Origin of the sequence: Chelativorans salis (assembly GCF_025336525.1) — a bacterium.
Classification (GTDB): domain Bacteria; phylum Pseudomonadota; class Alphaproteobacteria; order Rhizobiales; family Rhizobiaceae; genus Chelativorans; species Chelativorans salis.
This window is the reverse complement of record NZ_JAOCZP010000001.1, coordinates 466123-487562: the sequence shown is the minus strand read 5'-3', so window position 1 is coordinate 487562 and position 21440 is coordinate 466123. Positions and strand designations below refer to the sequence as shown.

The 21440-nt window shown below is 62.5% G+C and carries 16 protein-coding genes and 1 pseudogene; 6 read left to right on the top strand and 11 right to left on the bottom strand.

Features of this window, described 5'->3' with window-relative positions:
• The first annotated feature begins 23 nt into the window (after positions 1–23).
• Positions 24–560, top strand: coding sequence for an Lrp/AsnC family transcriptional regulator (locus N5A92_RS02365; RefSeq protein WP_260900219.1), 537 nt, complete (start codon positions 24–26; stop codon positions 558–560).
• Between the two features lie 36 nt (positions 561–596).
• Here the strand turns inward: N5A92_RS02365 and truA are convergent, their stop codons facing one another.
• From truA to def, 5 genes and pseudogenes are all read right to left on the bottom strand, one after another.
• A complete protein-coding gene (truA, locus tag N5A92_RS02360; RefSeq protein WP_260900218.1) occupies positions 597–1340 on the bottom strand; it encodes a tRNA pseudouridine(38-40) synthase TruA in 744 nt (247 codons plus the stop codon).
• 2 nt (positions 1341–1342) lie between these two features.
• Positions 1343–1846, bottom strand: coding sequence for a GNAT family N-acetyltransferase (locus N5A92_RS02355; RefSeq protein ID WP_260900217.1), 504 nt, complete (start codon positions 1844–1846; stop codon positions 1343–1345).
• The gene (gene fmt / locus N5A92_RS02350) at positions 1843–2778 is read right to left on the bottom strand and encodes a methionyl-tRNA formyltransferase (RefSeq protein WP_260900215.1); all 936 of its coding nucleotides are present in this window, start codon (positions 2776–2778) and stop codon (positions 1843–1845) included. Before fmt ends, N5A92_RS02355 begins: the two co-directional genes overlap by 4 nt.
• A gap of 49 nt (positions 2779–2827) precedes the next feature.
• Positions 2828–3240, bottom strand: a pseudogene (locus tag N5A92_RS02345) (PIN domain-containing protein); the annotation flags it as partial.
• 324 nt (positions 3241–3564) lie between these two features.
• On the bottom strand, positions 3565–4098 hold the full coding sequence (gene def / locus N5A92_RS02340) for a peptide deformylase (protein WP_260900211.1): 534 nt from the start codon (positions 4096–4098) through the stop codon (positions 3565–3567).
• A 115-nt stretch (positions 4099–4213) separates the two neighbouring features.
• Between def and N5A92_RS02335 the strand changes: the two genes are divergently transcribed.
• Entirely contained in the window at positions 4214–5464 is a 1251-nt protein-coding gene (locus tag N5A92_RS02335; protein WP_260900210.1) for a DNA recombination protein RmuC, read from the top strand.
• Between the two features lie 68 nt (positions 5465–5532).
• Here the strand turns inward: N5A92_RS02335 and hisG are convergent, their stop codons facing one another.
• The 4 genes from hisG to N5A92_RS02315 all read right to left on the bottom strand — a co-directional run bounded on the left by hisG (position 5533) and on the right by N5A92_RS02315 (position 11036).
• Entirely contained in the window at positions 5533–6231 is a 699-nt protein-coding gene (gene hisG, locus N5A92_RS02330) for an ATP phosphoribosyltransferase (RefSeq protein WP_260900209.1), read from the bottom strand.
• Positions 6228–7349, bottom strand: coding sequence for an ATP phosphoribosyltransferase regulatory subunit (locus N5A92_RS02325; RefSeq protein ID WP_260900208.1), 1122 nt, complete (start codon positions 7347–7349; stop codon positions 6228–6230). The genes hisG and N5A92_RS02325 overlap by 4 nt, the downstream gene beginning before the upstream one ends.
• Before the next feature lie 181 nt (positions 7350–7530).
• Positions 7531–9111: a histidine--tRNA ligase gene (gene hisS / locus N5A92_RS02320; RefSeq protein WP_260900207.1), complete on the bottom strand. Its 1581-nt coding sequence runs from the start codon at positions 9109–9111 to the stop codon at positions 7531–7533.
• 122 nt (positions 9112–9233) lie between these two features.
• The gene (locus tag N5A92_RS02315; RefSeq protein WP_260900206.1) at positions 9234–11036 is read right to left on the bottom strand and encodes a TadE/TadG family type IV pilus assembly protein; all 1803 of its coding nucleotides are present in this window, start codon (positions 11034–11036) and stop codon (positions 9234–9236) included.
• A 234-nt stretch (positions 11037–11270) separates the two neighbouring features.
• On the opposite strand from N5A92_RS02315, the gene N5A92_RS02310 reads away from it, so the two are divergent.
• Both N5A92_RS02310 and N5A92_RS02305 read left to right on the top strand, forming a co-directional pair.
• Complete coding sequence (locus tag N5A92_RS02310; RefSeq protein WP_425248515.1) at positions 11271–12131, top strand: TIGR01459 family HAD-type hydrolase; 861 nt, start codon at positions 11271–11273, stop codon at positions 12129–12131.
• Between the two features lie 9 nt (positions 12132–12140).
• Positions 12141–13124: a bifunctional riboflavin kinase/FAD synthetase gene (locus N5A92_RS02305; RefSeq protein ID WP_260900205.1), complete on the top strand. Its 984-nt coding sequence runs from the start codon at positions 12141–12143 to the stop codon at positions 13122–13124.
• On the opposite strand, the gene N5A92_RS02300 is transcribed toward N5A92_RS02305, so the two are convergent.
• Positions 13121–13513 carry a hypothetical protein gene (locus N5A92_RS02300; RefSeq protein ID WP_260900204.1) on the bottom strand — a complete coding sequence of 131 codons (393 nt, stop codon included), beginning with the start codon at positions 13511–13513 and terminating at the stop codon, positions 13121–13123. The two genes, N5A92_RS02305 and N5A92_RS02300, sit on opposite strands and share 4 nt — an antisense overlap.
• 390 nt (positions 13514–13903) lie before the next feature.
• On the opposite strand from N5A92_RS02300, the gene ileS reads away from it, so the two are divergent.
• Positions 13904–16861 (top strand): isoleucine--tRNA ligase, encoded by a 2958-nt coding sequence (ileS, locus tag N5A92_RS02295; protein WP_260900203.1) that lies wholly within the window; start codon positions 13904–13906, stop codon positions 16859–16861.
• 148 nt (positions 16862–17009) lie between these two features.
• Positions 17010–17729, top strand: a complete 720-nt coding sequence (locus N5A92_RS02290; RefSeq protein ID WP_260900202.1) for a hypothetical protein — start codon at positions 17010–17012, stop codon at positions 17727–17729.
• A 165-nt stretch (positions 17730–17894) separates the two neighbouring features.
• Here N5A92_RS02290 and N5A92_RS02285 read toward each other — a convergent pair whose 3' ends face one another.
• Positions 17895–21197, bottom strand: a complete 3303-nt coding sequence (locus N5A92_RS02285; protein WP_260900200.1) for a YopT-type cysteine protease domain-containing protein — start codon at positions 21195–21197, stop codon at positions 17895–17897.
• Positions 21198–21440: the final 243 nt, after the last annotated feature.

Here is a 21440-nt window from a genome sequence, read left to right as displayed (position 1 = left end):
CGGCAACAATGGGTATATGCAGAATGACAATAAAAACAGATGATGTTCAGGGGAGGCCGCCCACTGGCCCCGAGGTCAATGGAATGGACCGAAAAATATTAGGCGCCCTAGTCGAGGATGCGACGCTCAGCTATGCCGATCTCGGCAAACGGGTGGGACTGTCGGCGCCGGCCGTGCACGAGCGGGTGAAGCGGCTGAAGCGCTCCGGCGTCATCCGCAGGATGGCCGCGCTGGTCGATCCGCGCGCCGTCGGCAAAACACTGCTCGCCTTCGTGCACGTCGACACCACCGGGTGGGGCAAGACGCCGGAGCTGATGGCGATCTCGGAGCATCCCGAGGTGGAGGAGATCCACTCGGTCGCCGGTGACACCTGCATGCTCCTGAAGGTACGGACTACGGACACCCATGCGCTGGAAGGGCTTCTTGCCCGCCTCTATGCGACCCCGGGCGTGGTTGCCACCCGCAGCTACGTTGCCCTTTCCACCTATCTCGAAAGGCCGGTGCAGGCGGATGTGACAGAAGTCTGGCCGGCGCCCCAAGCACGGGCGCGGTCGCTTTAGGTTCGTGGGGGTGAGGGAAGCTTCGGCGCGTTCCCTTTAATAATCCACCCGCACCAGGTAGAGCCCCTCCGGTGGCGCCACGGGGCCGCAGGCAGCCCGGTCGCGGGCCTTCAACGCCTTCTCCACATCATCCGCATTCCAGCCGCCTTCGCCCACCTTCTTCAGCGTCCCGACCAGCGAGCGCACCTGGTTGTGCAGGAAGGAGCGGGCCGAAGCCCGGATTTCGATCTCCTCGCCGAGGCGGGAGACGTCCAGCCGGTCGAGCGTCTTGACCGGGCTTTTCGACTGGCACTGGATGGAGCGGAAGGTGGTGAAATCGTGCTTGCCGACGAGCCTCTGCGCTGCCTCGTGCATCGCCTCGGCGTCGAGCTTCCGGCTCACATGCCACACCCTGCAGCGCTCCAGCGCCGGCGGCGCGCGGCGGTTGAAGATGCGGTAGAGGTAGTGCCGGGCCTTGGCGGAGAAGCGGGCATCGAAATCCTCCGCCACCGCAGCGGCACTCAGGATGGAGACAGTCTCGCCGGCCATCGCCAGATGTGCATTCACCGCGTCGCGCACGGTATCCGCCTTCCAATCGCGTTCGAGGTCGAGGTGGGCGACCTGGCCCAGCGCGTGGACGCCGGCATCCGTGCGGCCGGCGCCGCGCAGGGTGACGTCCTCACCTGAGAAGGCGGCAATGGCCTTTTCTATTGCCTCCTGCACGCTGTGCTGGCCTGCCTGGCGCTGCCAGCCTGCATAGGGCCCTCCGTCATACTCCACGTCGATGCGGTAGCGTGGCATGATCAGCCGAGATCGGCGAACGCGGCGGCGTAGTCGAGCCGGCCGGTATGCGGTGCCTCGCCCCAGGCGAGCGCCTGCAGGCCTTCGCCCTGATAGGCGCTTTCGAACCCGGCCGCGCGCTCGTGATCATAGCCGAAACGGCCGTAATAGGCGGGATCGCCCAGAACCACCGAAAGGCGCTCGCCATCCCGCTCCAGCCGAAGATGCGCCTCGTCCACAAGCGCCGTGCCGATACCCTCTCCCTGATGGTCGGGATGAACGGCGAGCGGCGCCAGGGCGACGGCCGGAAAAGTTTCGTATCCGTCGCGCACGAAGAGGCGCGAGAACAGGATGTGGCCGCGTACCTCGCCGGCACGCTCGGCCACCAGCGAAAGCACCACGTCCCCGGCCACGCGCAGCGCGTCCACGAGCTGTGCTTCGGCCTCACCGCCAAAAGCGTCGGTGAGAAGGGCTTGGATTGCCTCCCGGTCTTGCGGTTCCTCCGGTCGGATGATGACGGCACTCATAAAAGCCGCGCTCCTTTCCCGATCTTCGCCCCACGCAGGAAATCGCCTGCCGCCACCGGCTTGCCGCCCGCCCGCTGCACTTCCAGAAGGCGCACCGCGCCTTCGCCGCAGGCGACAGCAAGATCGCCATCGACAACCTCGCCTGGCCTGCCGCCACCGGCAGCCAGTGTGGAGCGCAGCAGCTTCACGCGTTCCTTCCTGCCGCCGAGTTGGATCTCGCACCATGCGCCGGGGAAGGGGGCGAGCCCGCGGATGTGGTTATGCACCTCCTGGGCGGGGCGGGTCCAGTCCACCCGCGTCTCTTCCTTACTGATCTTCCTGGCGTAGGTCGCACCTTCGGTGGGCTGCGGCGTCAGTGGCAGACCGCCGACCTCCAGCACCGCCATGGCCTCGGCCATCAGCCGTGCGCCAGCCTCCTTCAGCACATCGTGCAGCTCGCCGGCAGTCATATCGCGCCCGATGGCGACCTTCCACGTCATGGCGACCGGGCCCGTATCCAGCCCCTCGTCCATCTTCATCACCATCATGCCGGTCTCTTCGTCCCCCGCCATGACGGCGCGCTGGATGGGCGCGGCGCCGCGCCAGCGCGGCAGCAGCGAGGCATGGCCGTTGTAGGCGCCGAGCCGCGTGCCTTCCAAGATGGGCTTTGGCAGAAGGAGGCCGTAGGCCACCACCACCGCAGCGTCTGCCTCAAGCGCACGAAACGCCTGCTGCTCTTCCTCGCCTTTGAGCGATCGGGGGGTGCGCACCGGCAGGCCGAGTGCTTCCGCCGCCTGATGCACCGGGGACTTTGTCAATTCCAGCCCGCGCCGCCCAGCAGGCCGTTGCGGCTGTGTGTAGACGGCGGCGATCTCGTGCCCCGCGTCAGCCAGGGCCTTGAACGTCGGCACCGAAAATTCCGGCGTTCCCATGAAGACGAGGCGTAACGGCATCCGACCATCCGGGCTTGAAACTTTCGCGTGACCGCCGCCGGCACTCACACCCCGCTTCAAACGGGTTTACGAGCTTCAGGTCAAGGCCTTTGAAATCGCGCATGTTGCGCGTGGCGAGGGTGGCACCGTGGGCGAGACGGCGGCGATCATGGCGTCCTTTGTCTCCATGCGCCGACCGGCGGTCTGCCGCACGGTGGCAGCCCGCCCATATATCTCTGCGGGCACATCACCGAATGGCAGAACACGTCCTGCAAATGCCCCTTGGATGCGAGCGATACTCTCAAGAAGGTTCTGCCGTCTCTCGCCCTCGGCTACGAGGTTAGCACCGAAGTAGAGCTCCGCCAGGGTGATGGAAGACAGGAAAAGATTTGTATCCTCCTGCTTGTTCAGCCAATGGAAGGCCACCTGGTTGGGCTTTCGGGCGAGAATCTCGGAGATGACATTGGTGTCGAGCAATATCATCCGAGGTTCGGCGGATTGCGATCCGGCTCCTTCCGGGAAGCGCTGATGGCGGCAAGCTCCTCATCGGTAAAAAAGCCGCCCTGAACTTGCTCGCGCAGCTGATCGCCGAAATTTCGCCCGCCGCGGTTTTGGTTGCCAAGCCTTTGCGCATCAAGTCGATCGCTTCCTGCGAGAGGCTGCGCTTATGCTGGTGAAGCATTTTCCTCCAGTTGTCGCCTCAGCTCGTCGTCGATGCCGCGGATAAGCATATCGCCCACTTTCGGCCTCCTTTCCGATATCAATGCTATCGCAGGCGTCTGGATTGTAGAGGCAAGCGTGTGCTGCCTACCCCACCATACGCGCGGGCGGCGGGCGGTCCTTGGCGAGTTTCTTGAACTTGCGCACCACGATGTCACGCTTGAGCTTCGACAGGTAGTCGATGAACAGTACCCCGTTCAGGTGATCGATCTCGTGCTGCAGGCAGGTGGCGAGGATGCCGTTGGCCTCCACCTTCTGCTCCTTGCCGTCGAGATCGATATATTTCACCGTCACCGCCGCCGGGCGTTCCACCTCGGCATAGTAATCCGGGATGGAAAGGCAACCTTCCTCGTGCACGCTACGCTCCTCTGAGCGGGCGACGATCTCCGGATTGATGAAGACCTGCGGCTCGGGTGGTGCGTCCTTCTCCGCCACGTCGAGCACCAGAAGCCGGCGCGGCTCGCCCACCTGGATGGCGGCCAGCCCGATGCCCGGCGCGTCGTACATGGTCTCCAGCATGTCATCGGCGAATTTGCGCACGGCATCGTCGACGCGCTCGATGGGCTTGGAAACCTCGCGCAGCTTGGGGTCGGGAAGAAGAATGAGCGGGCGGATGGTCATGGCTGTCAGGTAATGGCTGGGTCTGAAACCGTCAATATACTTCGTATTGGGTTCTCCCCAATTTGTTCACGTTTTGGTCTTATGGCAGCATCACGAATCATCTAAGGTGACGGCCATGAACGAAGCCGCCTCGCTCTTTTCCATGCCCGTCGCCCAACTTGGTGCGACGACGATCTCGCTCGGCCAGGCGCTCACAGCCGCCGGAACAACACTCCTTGTGATGCTGGCGCTCTGCGTCTTCGCCCTGTGGCGGACGAGCCGTGGGCGCGCCCAAGCCGAGGCGGACGCCGCCCAGCGCGCCCGCGAAGCGGAAGCGCGCATGGCAGAGCTGACGAAGGCGCAGGCCGAACTTTCCGGCCGCATGGGCACGATTGCCGAGGTGTTCGGCTCCCGCCAGGCGGAGCTGACCAAGTCGATCTCCGAACGGCTCGACGGCATGACCTCGCGCCTCGGCCAGTCGATCACCGAACAGACCAAATCGACGCACGAGAACCTCGCCAAGCTGCAGGAACGGCTGGCCGTCATCGACACTGCGCAGAACAACATCCAATCGCTCGCCGGGCAGGTTGTGCAGCTGCAGCAGATCCTCTCCAACAAGCAAACCCGCGGCGCCTTCGGCCAGTCGCGCATGGAGGCGATCGTTGCCGACGGCTTGCCGCACGGAGCCTACGAGTTCCAAGCCACCCTCTCCAACGGCAGCCGGCCCGACTGTGTGGTGAAGATGCCAAACGGCGCGCCTTCGCTGGTCGTCGACGCCAAGTTCCCGCTGGAGGCATGGAATGCCATCCGCGCGGCAAGTGAAGGCGAGGGCGGTGCGGATGCCCGCAAGCAGGCCGAAAGCGCCTTCCGCCGCGACGTCGACGTGCACATCAAGGCAATTGCCGAGAAATACCTGATTGCCGGTGAAACCCAGGACACGGCCTTCATGTTCGTGCCGTCCGAATCGATCTTCGCCGAGATCCACGAGAATTTCGAGGCGCTGGTGCAAAGGGCGCACCGCGCCCGTGTCGTCATCGTCTCGCCGTCGCTCCTGATGCTGTCGATCCAAGTGATCCAGGCGGTCCTCAAGGATGCCCGCATGCGCGAGCAGGCGCACCTGATACAGGCCGAGGTGGTGCGCCTGATGCAGGACGTTTCGCGCCTCGACGACCGCGTGCGCAAGCTGCAGGGCCACTTCCTGCAAGCCAACAAGGACATCGACATGATCCTCACCTCGGCCGACAAGGTGACCAAGCGCGGTGCCAAGATTGAGGCGCTGGAACTGGGCGCAGCGGGGGAGGCGGAGGGCCTGGAAGACGGCGAGGCCAAGCGCGCTGCCGGTGGGCCTGGTTCGGGGGCACTACGGCTCAGGGTGGTGGAGGAGTAGGCTCGCTGGTTATGAAGCTGGAGGAAGGCGGATGAATTGACCCCCCACCAAATGAACCTCACTACACCCTAGACCGACCGCCCCAGCGCCGCTGCCATCTGCGCGATCACCTTCTCATCCGCCGCCGCCCGCTCTTTCCGCGCCGCCACCAGGCAGGCCTCCGACCGCAGGATCACCCCGTCGTCCAGCACCTTCAGGTGGTTGGCCTTCAGCGTCGAGCCGGTCGACGTGATATCGACGATCACATCCGCCGAGCCCGCCGCCGGCGCGCCCTCGGTGGCGCCCAGGCTCTCGACGATGCGGTAGACCTGGATACCGTGCTTCTGCGAGAAGAACTGCTGGGTGAGCCGCCAGTACTTCGTGGCGATCCTCAGCCGCCGCCCGTGGCGCTGGCGGAAGACGGCGGCCACGTCGTCAAGGTCGGCCATGGTGGCGACGTCGAACCATACCTCCGGCACGGCCACCACCACGTCGGCCCGGCCGAAGCCAAGCCGGGCGGCGATCTCCACGCGGGCCTCCCACTCGGGGATCGTCTCGCGCACCAGGTCCTCGCCGGTGATGCCCAGGTCTACGCCGCCGCGGTCGAGTTCGCGGGCGATCTCCGAGGCCGAAAGAAATGCGATTTCCAGCCCCGCGAGCCCGTCCACGGCCGCGCGGTAGCTTCTGTCATTGTCGGGCAGAAGAACTGGATAGCCGGCGCTTTCCAACCGCCGCACCGTGTCGTCCTTGAGCCTGCCCTTGGAGGGAAGTGCGAGCGTGATCGTCATACCGTCCCCTCCCGAAGCGCGGAAACGCGATCCAGCCAGACGGAAAAGCCGACGCCGGGGATGGGCTGTTCCGCGCCGAGTAGGGTCAGAAGCCGGTCGTAGCGTCCGCCGCCCACCAGCGGCTGCTCAAAGCCATCCGCCCCGATTTCGAAGATGAAACCGGTATAGTAGTCCAGAGGACGCCCGAAATGCGCGTTGTACTGAATGGCGGAAAGCGGCACGTCGTTCTCGGAAATGCGCGCCACGCGATCATTGAAGCTGTCGAGCGCCTCGTCGAGGAAAAGCCCCGCCTCGCTTGCGAAGGCCGAAAGCCGCTCGCCCGCTTCCGCAAGGGGCGCGCGGATATCCAGGAACTTCTTCAGCGCGTCAAGTGCGGTGTCGGCCAGGCGTACACTGCGCAATTCCGCCTTCTCCAGAAGCCGTTGCGCGATCTCGGCCGGAAGCCGACCGGCCGAGGGCGAGAGGCCGGTGGCCTCCATCGCTTCCTGAATGTGGCCTGTCAGGCCCTCCGCGTCCCCGCGCGCGACAAGGCTCGCGATCTCGCGCGGCAGCCTGGCGGCCACGGGAGGGCTGGCGCACTCGGCGATGGCGGCGTCGAGTATGGACGGCGAGCCGAAGGAGCGGGTCAGCCGCATCTGCCAACCGCGCGGCAGACCGAGTGCGGCAAGAACCGCCTCGAACACGGATTGGTCGCCCACAGTCAGGTGCAGCTTTGCGCTGGGCAATATGCGCGCCAGAAGCGCATGCGCGTCCGCCAGGGAGCGCGCGTCAGCGCCCGCCCGATCCTCCGCGCCCAGATCCTCGATGCCGGCCTGGAAAAACTCAGCACCGCCTTCGCGGCGCTGGCGGAAAACCTCTCCCAGATAGGCATAGCGGCGCGGCGTGGCAGCACGCTTCTCGATGTGATCGCGGCAAACGGGGATCGTGAACTCGGGCCGCAGGCAAAGGCTCTGTCCCGTTTCGCTCTCGGTCAGGAAAATCCGGCGGCGCAGGTCCTCACCCGCCATGTCGAGAAACGGATCAGCCGGCTGGATGATGCCGATGTCCGTCAGCACCGCCTCGCGCTCCGCAAAGAGGTCCAGAATCTCGCCGGCAAAGGAGGGGTAGCGCGTGGTCATGGGGCTCCACGCTTCCTCTCCCCCCTTAAGGGGGAGATGTCGGCGAAGCCGACAGAGGGGGTGGTAGGTAGATCGAAGGGTGGGACACAACGGGAAGCCGAGCACGGCTTCGGCCAACCCCACCCCGATCCGCTTTGCGGATCGACCCTCCCCTCAAGGGGGAGGGAAAGCGCCGCGCGGGTCATTGCTCTCCACGCTCCTTGGCCTGCGCTTCGAGCACGCGCTTAACCGCCTCGACCAGTTCGCCTTCCGGCACGGAGAACTGCGCCACGCGCGCCTCGCGCCATTCTTCGTTGCTTTCGATCTCGGCGGAAAGCTGCTTGCCCTCGATCAGATCCTTGATCTGGACCTCGCCCTTTTCCCGCTCGTCCGCGCCCTGGATGATGGCCAGCGGCGCGCCGCGCCGGTCGGCGTATTTGAGCTGGTTGCCGAATTTCTTCCAGTTGCCCTGGTACATCTCGGCGCGGATGCCGGCAGCGCGGAGCTTCTGAGTGAAATCCTGATATTTCCCCATGGCCGCCATATCGCCGTCCATCACCGTGACGAGCACGGGGGCAAGCACATCGCTCTCGCCGAGCTTGCCCAAATTCTTCAGCGCCGTCATCAGGCGCGAAACGCCGATGGAAAAGCCCGTCGCCCGAACAGGCTGGCCACGGAAGCGCGAAACAAGGCCATCATAGCGCCCGCCGCCGCCGACCGAGCCGAACTGAACCGTCTCGCCCTTTTCGTTGGTGACAGGGAACGTCAGCTCCGCTTCGAAAACGGGCCCTGTGTAATATTCGAGGCCGCGCACTACAGAGGGGTCGATGCGGATGCGATCGGGACCGTAGCCAGCTCCTTCTATCAGCAGCCGAATCTGCTCCAGTTCTTGAATACCTTCTATGTAGCTTTCCGCTTCTATTCGAATGTTGTTGGACGACAAAGTGGCAGGTTGGCGAACGAGCAGACCACCTTTGGTATTCTCTAACCCAGGCATCGATGTATCGGGACGGTTGACCTTCATCGATGATGGGTCGAGGGCCTCAAACAAGACATCAATCCTAGCCCCATCCAGCCCTGCGCCCTTGGTGAAATCGCCTTCGCCTTCTTTCCCGCCGTCCCACCGGCCGGGACCGAGTAGCAGCCTCACGCCTTCGGGCCCGAACTTGTCCAGCTTGTCGATGGCCCTCAGAACCGTGAGCCTACGCCCGGCATTCTCTTCGCCGCCGAGGCCAATGGCCTCCATCACCCCATCCAGCACCTTGCGGTTGTTCACGCGGATAACGTAATCGCCGCGCTTGATACCGAGCGCTTCCATCACATCGGCCATCATCATGCACATCTCGGCATCGGCGGCGACGCCTGGTGCGCCGACCGTATCGGCGTCGAACTGCATGAACTGGCGGAAGCGGCCCGGCCCCGGCTTTTCGTTCCGGAACACCCAGCCGGCGCGATAGGTGCGGTAGGGGAGCTGGATCTCGTTGAAATTCTCCGCGACGTGGCGCGCCAGCGGCGCCGTCAGGTCATAGCGTAGCGAAAGCCACTGCTCGTCTTCGTCCTGGAAGGAAAAGACGCCTTCATTGGGCCGGTCCTGATCCGGCAGGAACTTTCCCAGCGCTTCGGTATATTCGATGAGCGGCGTCTCCACCGGCTCGAAGCCATAGAGCTCGTAGACCTCGCGGATCTTCGTCACCATCTCGTCGACGGCGCGGATGTCGGCCGGGTGGCGGTCGACGAGCCCGCGCGGGAGCCGTGCCTTCACCTTGTCCACCTTGCCTGCCATGCCGTGTTCCGTCCTTGCGAAAATGAGAAAAAACCGCGCCCGAGTGCGGGCGCGGCTGTCCTAGCCGATAAGGGTGGGGGCGGCAAGGGCGCCGCCGGCCTTCGCGCCGGCAGGCGCGGTCCTCAGCTGACGAAGCGCAGGTTGGAAAGCTCGTCGGCGATTTCCTTGAACTTGTCCGAAAGGTCGGCGCCCGTGGCGTTCCAGAAAAGCTTGGCGGGATTGCCGTTCTCGTCCTTGCGGAAGCGGGATTCGGAGGCGCAGGCTTCCAGCGCCTCGATCTGCGCCTTCTCGTCAGCCTTCCATTTGCTCAGGTCGAGCGCCACCGTCATGACGATGATCTCGCCCTCCTTGCCTTCCCCAGTGCCCTTGGCGTTGTCGCACAACTTGGCGAATTGCTGGTTCATCGCCTTGGTGTAGTTGTCGTTCGTATAGATACTTGGATCGACGGTGGTGTTCTCGAAGATGCGGCGGTTCCTGGCGTAGCCGTAGTTGGAATAGATTGACCTGTTCTCGGCATCGTCGCGGGCGCCTAGTGACTGCGGTGTGTAGTAGGTGTTGGCCCCATCCGTCAGAACGATGACGACCTTGTCGTTGCCTTTCTGCTCATCGGGGCGGCCTTCGGTGAAGGGCACCTTACTGGAGACCACCCGCCAGCCCCAGGCCATGCCTTCGGGCACGTTGGTTGCCCCATTGGCCACCATGCCGTCGATGGCGTTCTTGATGGTCTCGAGGCCATCGCTCGTCGTCACGTCCGTGAGCGGCGTGATGGGCTTGGTGGTGCAGCTCAGATTGGGGCCCTTGTTGTCGTCAACGGAGGGATTCTGCATCGCCGCGGGGAAGTATTTTGGCATATATACCAGCCGCTCACGGGCCTCGCCACCCGTCTGATCTGCCCACCAGTTGTTATATGCCCCCCGCCATCCGGGTATGTCCGTCTCGTCCGGAGCGAACATGGGCACGAAGAGCGTGTCGGGATTGTTCCTGTTGGGCACCGTGTTGTCTAGCCCATAGGAGCCTGGGCGCATCTCCACGCAGCCGGCCCAATAGGCCCATGGCGCCGAGCCGGTCACCTTTTCCAACTCATTGAAAAGCGTAAAACGCGTGACCTTTTCGTTTTCCTCGCCTTTTAGCGCCCATAACTTGCCCAACTTGCGGTAGATGCCTTCGACTTTCTCGACACGCTTCTGGCCGGCCCCGATTGTCGCCATCGTGTCCCAGTCGAAGTTCTCATGATGGATTGACGACACGCCGTCCATGTCCAGCCAGGACTCGCCTTCCTTGTCCGACCCAACATTCACCGACGCCGCGAAGGGCACGATGCCAAACTGCACTGGCTTGGCGACCTGCTGCATCATGGCGCCCTGGTTGGCCAGCGTGTCCACCAGCTCCTTGGCCGCCGCCTTCAGAAGGTCGATGCGCTTCTTGCCGGAGCCCGAGCCCGTGAAGTCCATGGAGCCCGAATTATCGAGCACCAGCGCCACCTCGACCGTGTTCCTGAGGCGCACCTCGTTGCTGGCGTTGAGTGCGAAGGCGTTGTCGCCGCTTTTCTCGCCTCTCAGCGCCTGGAAGACAGGGTAGAAGATCGGCTTGTAGGTAAGGTCGGCCTGCATCTTCAGCGTGTTGCCGCCGGTGGAGCTGTCGGGGAAGGTGATGTGGAGCTTCGTGTTCTCCCGCTTCACCGGGCCCAGATTGGCGGTGAAGAAGTCGTTGGCATAGACGATCAGCTCTTCCTTGCTTTTGCCCTCCAGAAGACGCCATGCCGTGGCCATGTTGGCCGCGTCCAGCGCGTTCAGCGTCGCCTGGCGGTGCCGGCTCATCTGTGTGTAGTCGATCGCCAGCGCCAGCGCGCCCATCACGGGCACCATCACCAGCGCCGTGAGCATGGCATAGTTGCCGCGCTCGTCCCGGCGGAATTTCCTCAGCATCGGTTTGCCCACCCTGCCTCAATAGATTTTGCTGTCGAGGATGCCCCGACATGCTGAACGATTTCCTTATGTCGGGCGGTGATTTGCGGCGCTGGTTCACGAATGGTTAAAGCCCCGGCCGCTTGGCGGATATGCGCAAAAGCGGGTGACAGCCTCCGTCTCATGGGCTAATCCCTGCGCGGTTCCCCGGCCCCGCTCCAGGCCGCCGCGTGCCCGAAAACCTGAGGAGAATCCATGCCGCAGCCGCCGGACATGATCGACAGCCTCGACGCACTTGCCGCGCCCTATGCGCTGATCCTGTGCGACGTGTGGGGCGTGGTGCACAACGGCGTCGCTGCCTTTTCCGAGGCCTGCGAGGCGCTGAAGCGCATGCGCGCTGCAGGCAAGGCGGTGGTGCTTGTTACCAACGCGCCGCGCCCGCACGGCTCGGTGGAAGGCCAGTTGCGGCGCCTCGGCGTGCCCGACGAGAGCTGGGACCGGGTCGTCACCTCCGGCGACGTGACGCGTGAGCTCATCACCAATGCCCCGCGCCAACTCCTCCATCTCGGGCCGGACCGCGACATGCCGCTCTACGACGGCCTCGACATCGAGCTGGTCGAGGAGTTCGAGGCGGCGGGTGTCGTTTGCACCGGCCTCTATGACGATGAGACGGAGACCCCGGAGGACTACGCGGAGCTCTTGCAGCGCCTGCGCGCCCGCGACCTGCCGCTCATCTGCGCCAACCCCGATATCGTGGTCGAGCGCGGGAACCGGCTCGTCTTCTGCGCCGGGGCGCTGGCGCGCGAATACGGCCTCCTGGGCGGGCGCACGCTGATCGCCGGCAAGCCGCACCGGCCGATCTACGATGCGACTTTGGCTGCCGCCGGCGAGGTGCTCGGCCGGCCGGTCGGCACAGCGGACACGCTGGCCATCGGCGACGGCATCATGACCGACGTCAAGGGGGCGGCCGGCATGGGGATCGACGTCCTCTACGTGACCGAGGGCATTCACGCGGTCGAGTACAACGAGAACGGCAAGCCGGACCCGGCGCGCCTCGCAGCCTTCCTGAAAAAGCACGGCCACCAGCCGGTGGCGACCATAAAGTGTCTGCGGTAGGGACGGGCCGTGGCGAAGGGCTTCCACCGCTGTGCCGGTCTTGATGCATTCCCAGCGTTCCTGCGCGGGGGCGTTGTGGCGATCGGCAATTTCGACGGCGTGCATCGCGGCCATCAGGCAGTGCTGGCGCGTGCGCTCGAAGTCGCCGAAACGGAATGCATTCCCGCCGTGGTGCTTACCTTCGAGCCGCATCCGCGCAGCGTATTCCGGCCGGACGTGCCGCTCTTCCGCCTGACCCCGGCACAGGTGAAGGCGCGGGTGCTCGCCGCAATGGGCTTCGACGCCGTGGTGGAGCAGCCGTTTACGCGCGACTTCTCCTCGCTGACGCCGGAGCGCTTCGTGGCCGATGTACTCACAGGTGGCCTGGGGGCGGCCCATGTGGTGACGGGCTTCGACTTCCACTACGGCAAGAATCGGGGCGGCACGCCCGAAACGCTCGCGGCGGCAGGAGAAAGCCGCGGCTTCGGCGTCAGCGTAGTCGATGCCTTCTCAGACGAGGGCGGCGAAGTGATCTCGTCGAGCCGCGTCCGCGCTCTTTTGAGAGAAGGCGAGGTGGCGCAGGCTGCCGGCCTGCTCGGCTACCGCTACACGGTCGAGGCCGAGGTAGCGGACGGCAAGAAACTCGGCCGCACGCTCGGCTTTCCCACCGCCAATATGGCGCTGCCGGAGGAAGTGGCGCTCGCCCACGGCATCTACGCCGTGCGCTTCCGCCGTGCCGACGGCACCTTGCACGACGGCGTGGCTAGCTTCGGCCGGCGGCCGACGGTGGACGAGGCGGGCGCGCCGCTTCTCGAAACCTTTCTCTTCGATTTCGAAGGCGACCTTTACGGCGAGACCTGCACCGTCTCCTTCTTCGGCTTCCTGCGCGGGGAGGAGAAGTTCGACGGGCTCGATCCACTGGTCGCCCAGATGAAACGCGACGAAGAGGAGGCGAAGGCGCTGCTTTCAGGTGTGCGGCCGCTTTCGGAGCTGGATTTGGGCGTCTGCTTCTAGGCTGCCGCCTGAAACCGCTCGAAGCCGGATTGGAGTGTAAAAACAGCTACGCCACCATCCCCGAGCATCTTGGCTTTCTCGTCCAATAACGAACGTACCTTTGCACTTGGCCTACCGTAGACTTGAATCGACTTCAGCTTCACCAGGTCCTTGAACTTCGCGAATTCTGGAGCGCCAATTCGCATATGGTGCTCCAATGACGCTGAGTCCGGATGCGCGTGAATGACCGTCATCTGATCCTCGGCTTCATTCAGGTAGATTCCGTAGCTGATCGCATCAGGAACGTTTTCATCCAGAAATGCAACCAGATGACCCATAGCCGCCTTTAATTGTTGGAGTTTCCCCTCGCGGACCTCTGACTTGTCGATATAAAAAATCGTCTCCGACATGTCGGCCTCCCTTTGTCTATCCGATGCAAAGATCGGAAGGTTACCACGCAGCCTCCCCACGCTGTAGTTTTCAGTCCTCAGGCAGAAGCGTCAGATAGGGCGCAACCGGCGCCCTAGCAGCATAGGATAACGCGATGAGAGCGATGTGCCGCAATCAACGCTTTATTCTTCCCTTCGTCTCGTTTAAAAGCCCGGCCCATGACGACGAGCGCGCTTTTCAATCCGCTTGCCATACGAATTATCGGCCCGGCCTTTCGCGCGGCCTGAGCGCTGCGGGAAGGTCCGGGTTCCTGCGCGCCCAAGCGCGCCATCCGCCTCCTGAGCCTGTCGAAGGATAATATTGATAGCCGCGAGGCCGCTACCGGGCTTCGCATTTTCCACGGCGAGACAATGAGCCAGACGAGCGAAAAGCTGGATTATTCCAAAACCCTCTATCTGCCGCAGACGGATTTCCCGATGCGTGCGGGCCTGCCGGCGAAGGAGCCGGAGACGGTCACCCGCTGGCGGAAGATGGGCCTCTACAAGCGCCTGCGCGAGGAAGCCAAAGGCCGGCCCCTCTTCGTCCTCCACGACGGCCCGCCCTATGCCAACGGCAACATTCATATCGGCCATGCGCTGAACAAGGTCTTGAAGGACGTCATCACCCGCTCCTTCCAGATGCGCGGCTACGATTCCAACTATGTGCCCGGCTGGGACTGCCACGGCCTGCCCATCGAGTGGAAGATCGAGGAACAGTACCGCGCCAAAGGCAGGAACAAGGACGAGGTGCCGATCAACGAATTCCGCAGGGAATGCCGCGACTTCGCCGAGCACTGGATCAAGGTGCAGACGGAGGAGTTCCAGCGTCTCGGTGTGGTGGGCGACTTCGACGATCCGTATCTCACGATGGCCTATCACGCGGAAGCCCGCATCGCCGGCGAGCTTCTGAAATTCGCCATGTCGGGCCAGCTCTATCGCGGCTCTAAGCCCGTAATGTGGTCCGTGGTGGAGCGCACGGCGCTGGCCGAGGCCGAGGTTGAGTATCACGACCATGAGTCGGATACGGTCTGGGTGAAGTTTCCGGTGGTGGGAAGAGGACCTGGGCCTAATACTGGCAATTCGTCAGATGCTTGGAAGAACATCGAAGAGTTGAGAGATGCATTCGTCGTCATCTGGACGACGACGCCTTGGACAATCCCCGGCAACCGCGCCATCTCCTTTTCGCCGCGCATTGCCTATGGTCTCTATGAGGTCGCGGCGGCGGAGAACGAGTTCGGCCCGCAACCGGGTGAAAAGCTGATATTCGCCGATGCGTTGGCCGAGGAGTCCTTTGCCAAGGCGAAGCTCGAATTCAAGCGATTGAGAGATGTCAGCAAAGAAGACCTCGAAGATATGCTCTGCACCCATCCCCTGAAAGGGTTGAGCGACGGGTATAAGTTCTTGGTTCCTGTCCTTCCCGGCGAGCACGTCACCGACGAGGCCGGCACGGGCTTCGTGCACACCGCGCCGGGCCACGGCCGCGAGGACTTCGACGCCTGGATGGACGCGCGCGCCGATCTGGAGGCGCGCGGCATCGACACCACGATCCCCTTCACGGTGGACGACGCCGGCTTCTTCACCAAGGATGCCCCCGGCCTCGGCCCCGACCGCGAGGGTGGTCCGGCGCGCGTCATCGATGACAAGGGCAAGAAGGGCGATGCCAACAAGGCCGTCATCGAAGCGCTGATCGAGAAGAACATGCTCTTCGCGCGCGGCCGGCTGAAGCACTCCTATCCGCATTCCTGGCGCTCGAAGAAGCCGGTCATCTTCCGCAACACGCCGCAATGGTTCGTCCACATGGACAAGGAACTGGGCGACGGCACGACGCTGCGCACCCGCGCGCTCAACGCCATCGACGGGACCCGCTTCGTGCCCGCAGCCGGCCAGGCGCGGCTTCGCGCCATGATAGAGGACAGGCCCGATTGGGTTCTGTCGCGCCAGCGCGCCTGGGGTGTGCCCATCTGCGTCTTTGCCAACGATGACGGTGAAATCCTCCAGGACGATCAGGTCAACGCCCGCATCCTCGACGCCTTCGAAAATGAGGGCGCCGACGCCTGGTTCGCCGAGGGCGCGCGCGAGCGTTTCCTGGGCTCACGCGCCAACGAGCCGTGGCATCAGGTCATGGACATCCTCGACGTGTGGTTCGATTCGGGCTCGACCCACGCCTTCACTCTGGAGGACCGGCCGGACCTCAAATGGCCGGCCGACGTCTATCTGGAGGGGTCCGACCAGCATCGCGGCTGGTTCCACTCCTCGCTACTCGAATCCTGCGGCACGCGGGGCAGGGCGCCTTACGAGACGGTCATCACCCATGGCTTCACCATGGATGAGGAAGGCCGCAAGATGTCGAAGTCGCTGGGCAACACCGTCGTGCCCCAGGACGTGATGGCCAAGTCCGGCGCCGACATCCTGCGCCTCTGGGTGGTCACCACCGACTACTGGGAGGACCAGCGGCTCGGGAGTAACGTGCTGCAGACCAACATCGACGCCTACCGCAAGCTCAGGAACACTGTCCGCTGGATGCTGGGCACGCTGGCGCATGACGAGGGTGAGGAGGTGCCGTTTGCCGAGATGCCGGAACTGGAGCGCCTCATGCTCCACCGGCTTTCCGAACTCGATGAACTGGTGCGCAAGGGCTACGACAATTTCGACTTCAAGCGCGTCATGCGCGCCCTGCTCGACTTCATGGTGGTGGATCTCTCCGCCTTCTATTTCGACGTGCGCAAGGACACGCTCTACTGCGACGCGCCGTCGAGCATCCGCCGCAAGGCGGCGATCCAGGTGGTGCGCAAGCTCTTCGACTGCCTGGTGACCTGGATGGCGCCGATGCTGCCCTTCACCATGGAGGAGGCATGGCTGGAGCGCTACCCTGAGGCGGAATCCGTGCATCTGGCGCAGTTCCGCGAGGTGCCGGGAGACTGGCGCGACGACAAGCTGGCGGCCAAGTGGCGCAAGATCCGCCAGGTGCGCCGCGTCGTCACCGGCGCGCTGGAGATCGAGCGCAAGGAGAAGACCATCGGCTCCTCCCTGGAGGCCGCTCCCGTCGTCCACGTCACCGATCCCGCACTCCGCGAGGCGATCGCCGACCATGACATGGCCGACATCTGCATCACCAGCGGCATCGAGATCCGCGACGACGCGCCCCCGGCCGACGTCTTCATGCTGGACGACGTGAAAGATGTGGCCGTAGTATTCAAACGCGCCGACGGAAAGAAATGCGCCCGCTCCTGGCGTTATACGGACGATGTCGGGTCAGATCCCGAATTCCCCGACGTTTCGGCGCGCGACGCGGCGGCCTTGCGCGAACTGCGGGCGCTCGGCCGGCTATAGCACTTGCCGGAGGGACCGTTGCATCGCAACGGTCCCTCCGGTAAAAGGCCGGCAGGAGAAGAGCGCCATCATCTCGTCGGATTTTAGGGCGAGGAGGCACGTAACGGGGGCGGTGGACGGCCGCCTGTAGGCGCTGAGGAGAGTTGAAGTGAACAGTCTTGGCAGCGGCGCACGCATTGGCGGCGGAAGGTCGCGCATGGGACCGAAGGCGATCGGCGCCGCACTCGCCGTATCGGCCATCGTCCTTTCCGCCTGTTCCGGCACCACCTATGGCACCGGGACGACCAGCGAAGAGCAGCTTGTGCAGGACCTGACGGGCGTCCTGTCGCTGGCGCCGAAGAAGAAGGCGCCCATCGACTATTCGCCGCGTCCGGGCATCGTCAAGCCGCCTTCGACGGAGGTCTTGCCGCCGCCGCAGGAAAGTCTCGCTTCGGCTGGGAACCCTGCCTGGCCGGAATCACCCGAACAGCGTCTGGCGCGCGTCCGCGCCGAGGCGACGGCGAACCAGGATAATCCGCTCTACCGCCCCAACATCGTCCAGGACGTCGATAACGGGGCGAGCACGGGGGCAGGGGGGACCGGCATTCGCTTCAGCGAGAGCGGCATGGTAAAGCCGGAGATCCTGGAAAGAGGTGCCCGCACGCGCAATGAGCAGCGCCTGGAGGTCCAGCGCCGCCAGCAGATGGCCAAGCAGGGCAGCCCCACGACGCGCCGCTACCTCAGCGATCCACCCACCGAACTGCGCCAGCCTGCGCCGACCGCACCGACCGACCAGCTCGGCGAGGACGAGTGGAAGAAGGAGCGCGCCGCCAAGAAAGCTGGCGCCGAGACCGGCGGTCTGCGCCGGCTCATTCCGTGGCTGAATTGAGGGAGCCGTCGACGCGGCCGCCCTTGGGGATCATCCTGAACTGCCGGCGCGCGGTCCGCCTTCCAGGCAGGAGCACTGGCCTTCAGGAGTGGCGGCTGTAGCCTTGCAGTCCGACTGAAAATTCCCCAGCGTGAAACTCTCAAAGCACGCCAATTTGATCCCGCACTACCAAGCTTTTTTGTGAACCTCATACGCAAAGGCTACGCTGATATTCTTGTAGTGTTTCGTTATGTATTCGGGCACCCACTTGGCAAGCTCGGCAATATTCTTAAACTCGAAGACGCCCCAGTTCGGGTCGAAAAATACCGGTTTGTCGTTTTTCCATGCGAGGCCGAGGGCATGGCCGGATCCCGACTTTCCATGAATTGCCATATAGGCTGAGGATCGACCCTTAGCAAAAAAATCTACGATATCGGAAACCGCATGCTCTTCATGTTTGGTGATCTCCCTTGTAGTCATTAATCCCCTTCTGTAAAGTAATGATTTTGATGACACTCGTCCTCTGAACGTTTCTGCGTATTCTTTTTGCAGGTTTACGAGGAATTCACTAAAGCCATCAGGTATACTAGGCGATGGTTCATTCCTAGCATGTAGGAAATGTGAAACATAAGCAGCACACACGCCAGACCTTTTTACTTCTTTATTATTTATGATTATTGTATATATTTGTGACTGGAGTAATTCTGTTATTGAAGTTATTTCTGGCGTTACATTGTTAAAAGTTTCCACGCCAGAATTGAATAAATCTTCAGGAAATTCTAGCTTTAATGGTTTAAAAAGAATTCTGTTTACTAAATTTTTTATCGGACAAAATTCAGGGGAGAGGTTTTCGGCGGTAACAGGGGAAAGGCTTTCAGCGGCAAGACGCGTACCGTAGGACTGGCCGGTCCGTGGGTCCGCTAGCGTATAGAAGCGATCTCCCTCCTCGTCGTAGTGCTCCTTGAGGAAAACGATCTCGCCCCCATCGTTGCGGCCGAGGATCAACTCGATCTTGTCGAGATCGGCGCCGTGAGGGGGGATGCCGATGGTCTCTAGCCCCTTCGCATCCTCCGTCACCCTTACGCCGGATGCGAGCGTCTGCTTGCCATCGAGCCCGATTTCGACGAGGCGGGAGCGGCTGGCGGCCTCCTTCAGCGTATTGGCCAATTCCGGAAGCGTGGCTTTGAGCCGCTCGGCCACGCGCGCGATGTCCTTCGCGCCGGCGACCGAAATATGGGAGGCAAGGCTGGGTGTTGGGATGGGCAAAGCGTCTTCCAGGCCGGTCACGGTGGTTTTGAGAATCCGCCAGCCAAACTCGCGACCCAAGGAACCTGTGGTCCTCAGGCCCGCTGCGATGCCCTGTTTCAAACCTTGCTTGAGTGCCGTCTTGATGGCGGCGGACAGACCGCCCACAACGGCCTTGCCCCCCAACTGCAGGGCCTTGATGCCTTGCCCGACGAAGGGGATGAAGGAGAGGATGTCGAACAATCCGTTAAAGGTCGCCCCTCCCACGTCACCCTTCTGGATGGCGACGATCATCGCGCGGAAGGGAATGAGATCGAGGAAGAAATTGCCGATCGCTTCGCCCGTGGTCTCTCCGCGGGCTTGATCATAATACTGCTGGATCTGGGCGGCATAATATTCATTGATCTTGCCCCGAATCTCCGTGCCCGATCCGCTTAAAATTTTACTTGCAAAGAAAATGTCAGAATTAAGTACTATACTACCTTCAGAAGTATCAAATTTGCATCCCTCTTCTTCTACTTTTCTCATGAGCTCATTGTACTTTTCTGCGCTCTCCTTTGTGAAGGACGTGCTGATATTATTTGATATCCATTCGGACACCGATGTTCCCGCCGGAATATCCTGCAGACCTTTGTCGAGATCCGAGAGCGAGAAAAACCCATAGCGTGAGCTGGACCCCGGAATGGCGATCTCGACGATCAGCACGCGGTCGCTTGTTTCATCGACACTGTCAAACCAAAAAAATTTCCTAATCGAAGCGCTGAGTCGAGGCTGAGAGAATGTTATTGTGGCGCTGCTTAGGTTGAGATTGTTGTGTTTGGCGTAATTGTCCAGAAGGTGACCGAGGATGGTCTCCATTCCTGCTGAAACTTCGGATTTGTAAGTCGTAAACCGATTGTCAAACTCCTCAGTTAGAATCGGCAGGTCGCAGTCAAGGTAATCATCCAGGTTTCCCTGTTGGAAGTACATCTCGGAGATCGGCAGCGACTCCTCCTCATAGCATGGTCCGTCACCGGCGGGGATGTATCTAGTGAGCACCTGGTCTGTGTTGATCTCGCGTTTCTTCAGGATTATCTCGGCAAGCTGCCTGCGGGTGGGCATCACTTGGTCGAGTGCCTCAAGGGCTTGCGCAATCGCGAACTCCTCCTTGAACACCTCCTCGGCGACGTCTTCCAGAGTCTTCTCGATCTCGTCCTGGTGCTCCGTGGTCAGCTGATCCAGGATGAGCTTATCCGAGGCCAGCGCGATCAGGGTAAGAAACCTAGTGGCCCAGAAATGGGCAGCCTCTCCCGCATCTTCGTCCTGCGCCGCCTGGCCATCCGCTGCCTCCGCATCAGCTTCCGCAACCTCGGCCATGGTCGCATGGCCGAGCGCAAGGAAATCGTCAACCGACAGCTGCTCCGGATATAGAGCCAGGCCGTCGGCATATTCCATGCCGATCCTCAACTGCGCCCATTCGGGGCTGCCATAGAGGATGTTGTCCGGCACTTCGGGCAGGAACAGCGTCGGATCACCGATCAGAACCGGCGCCAGCTTGTCCGCCATCGGCATGGCCCAATCGCCGAGCCTCGCCTTCAGCGTTGTGCTGATCTTCTCCTCGGCCGCCGCGGCCGCCTGCGTGATCGTCATCGCCCCGGCGCCGTGCAATACCGTCCCGTCGAAAGTCACCCCCTGCGCGGGCGTATCCTGTGGATCAAGCTCGGCTGCCCAATCGATCTCGTCGGTCAAGGCCAGCAGCAGCTGGGCTGCGAGATATTTCTTCTGGGCGGGCGCAACGTCTGTTTCACCCTCCATCCCGCCATAATAGTCGGCTTTCCGCGCGAGCAGGTACGCCCGATCGCCATCCTCGAGATCCGGGAACTCGGTGATACTCGAAAGCACGTCCTGATCGCTGGCTTCCCACCCATGGAACTCGTCGCGCATGTAGGACATGAACGCGCCGCGCAGCGTCTCCCTGAGTTCCGCCTCGTCCGCCATTGGAGCGAAGCTGTCGGCCGCCTCCGTATCGCCGCCACCCTGCGCCTCCGCCGCCGCAGCCTTCTCCTGCGACTTGGCGATACTGGTGTAGACATTGTTGTATTCGCTCAGGGACGCCTGGGTCGCGGGATTAAGAGAAGGCGAGCCGGTTCCGAGATCCGGATTGAGAGATGTCGTCCTGGAGCCTCCCAAGGCAGCGTCGACTGCGGCACCAGGCGTGCTCATGTCTTTTACAGGCGGTACACTGTTGTCAGCAAAAGTAGTCACGATTTTTTCCTATTAATAAAAGCACGCATAATCAAATACACGAAGGATATGTCAACACTTATATTTACTAACTATTAAGTAATATATTTGCGGTTCTTCGTATTTTTCGCGAATGGAGTTTTGTTGTTAATCAACAAAATCTGACTGGCGGAGCGCCCGCTCCGGCGATGGCGTGCCGGGTGGTCGAGAGCCGATGGCTGGGAGATTCGTTCCTAGCGGTGCACCTGCCATGGTGCACAGAGA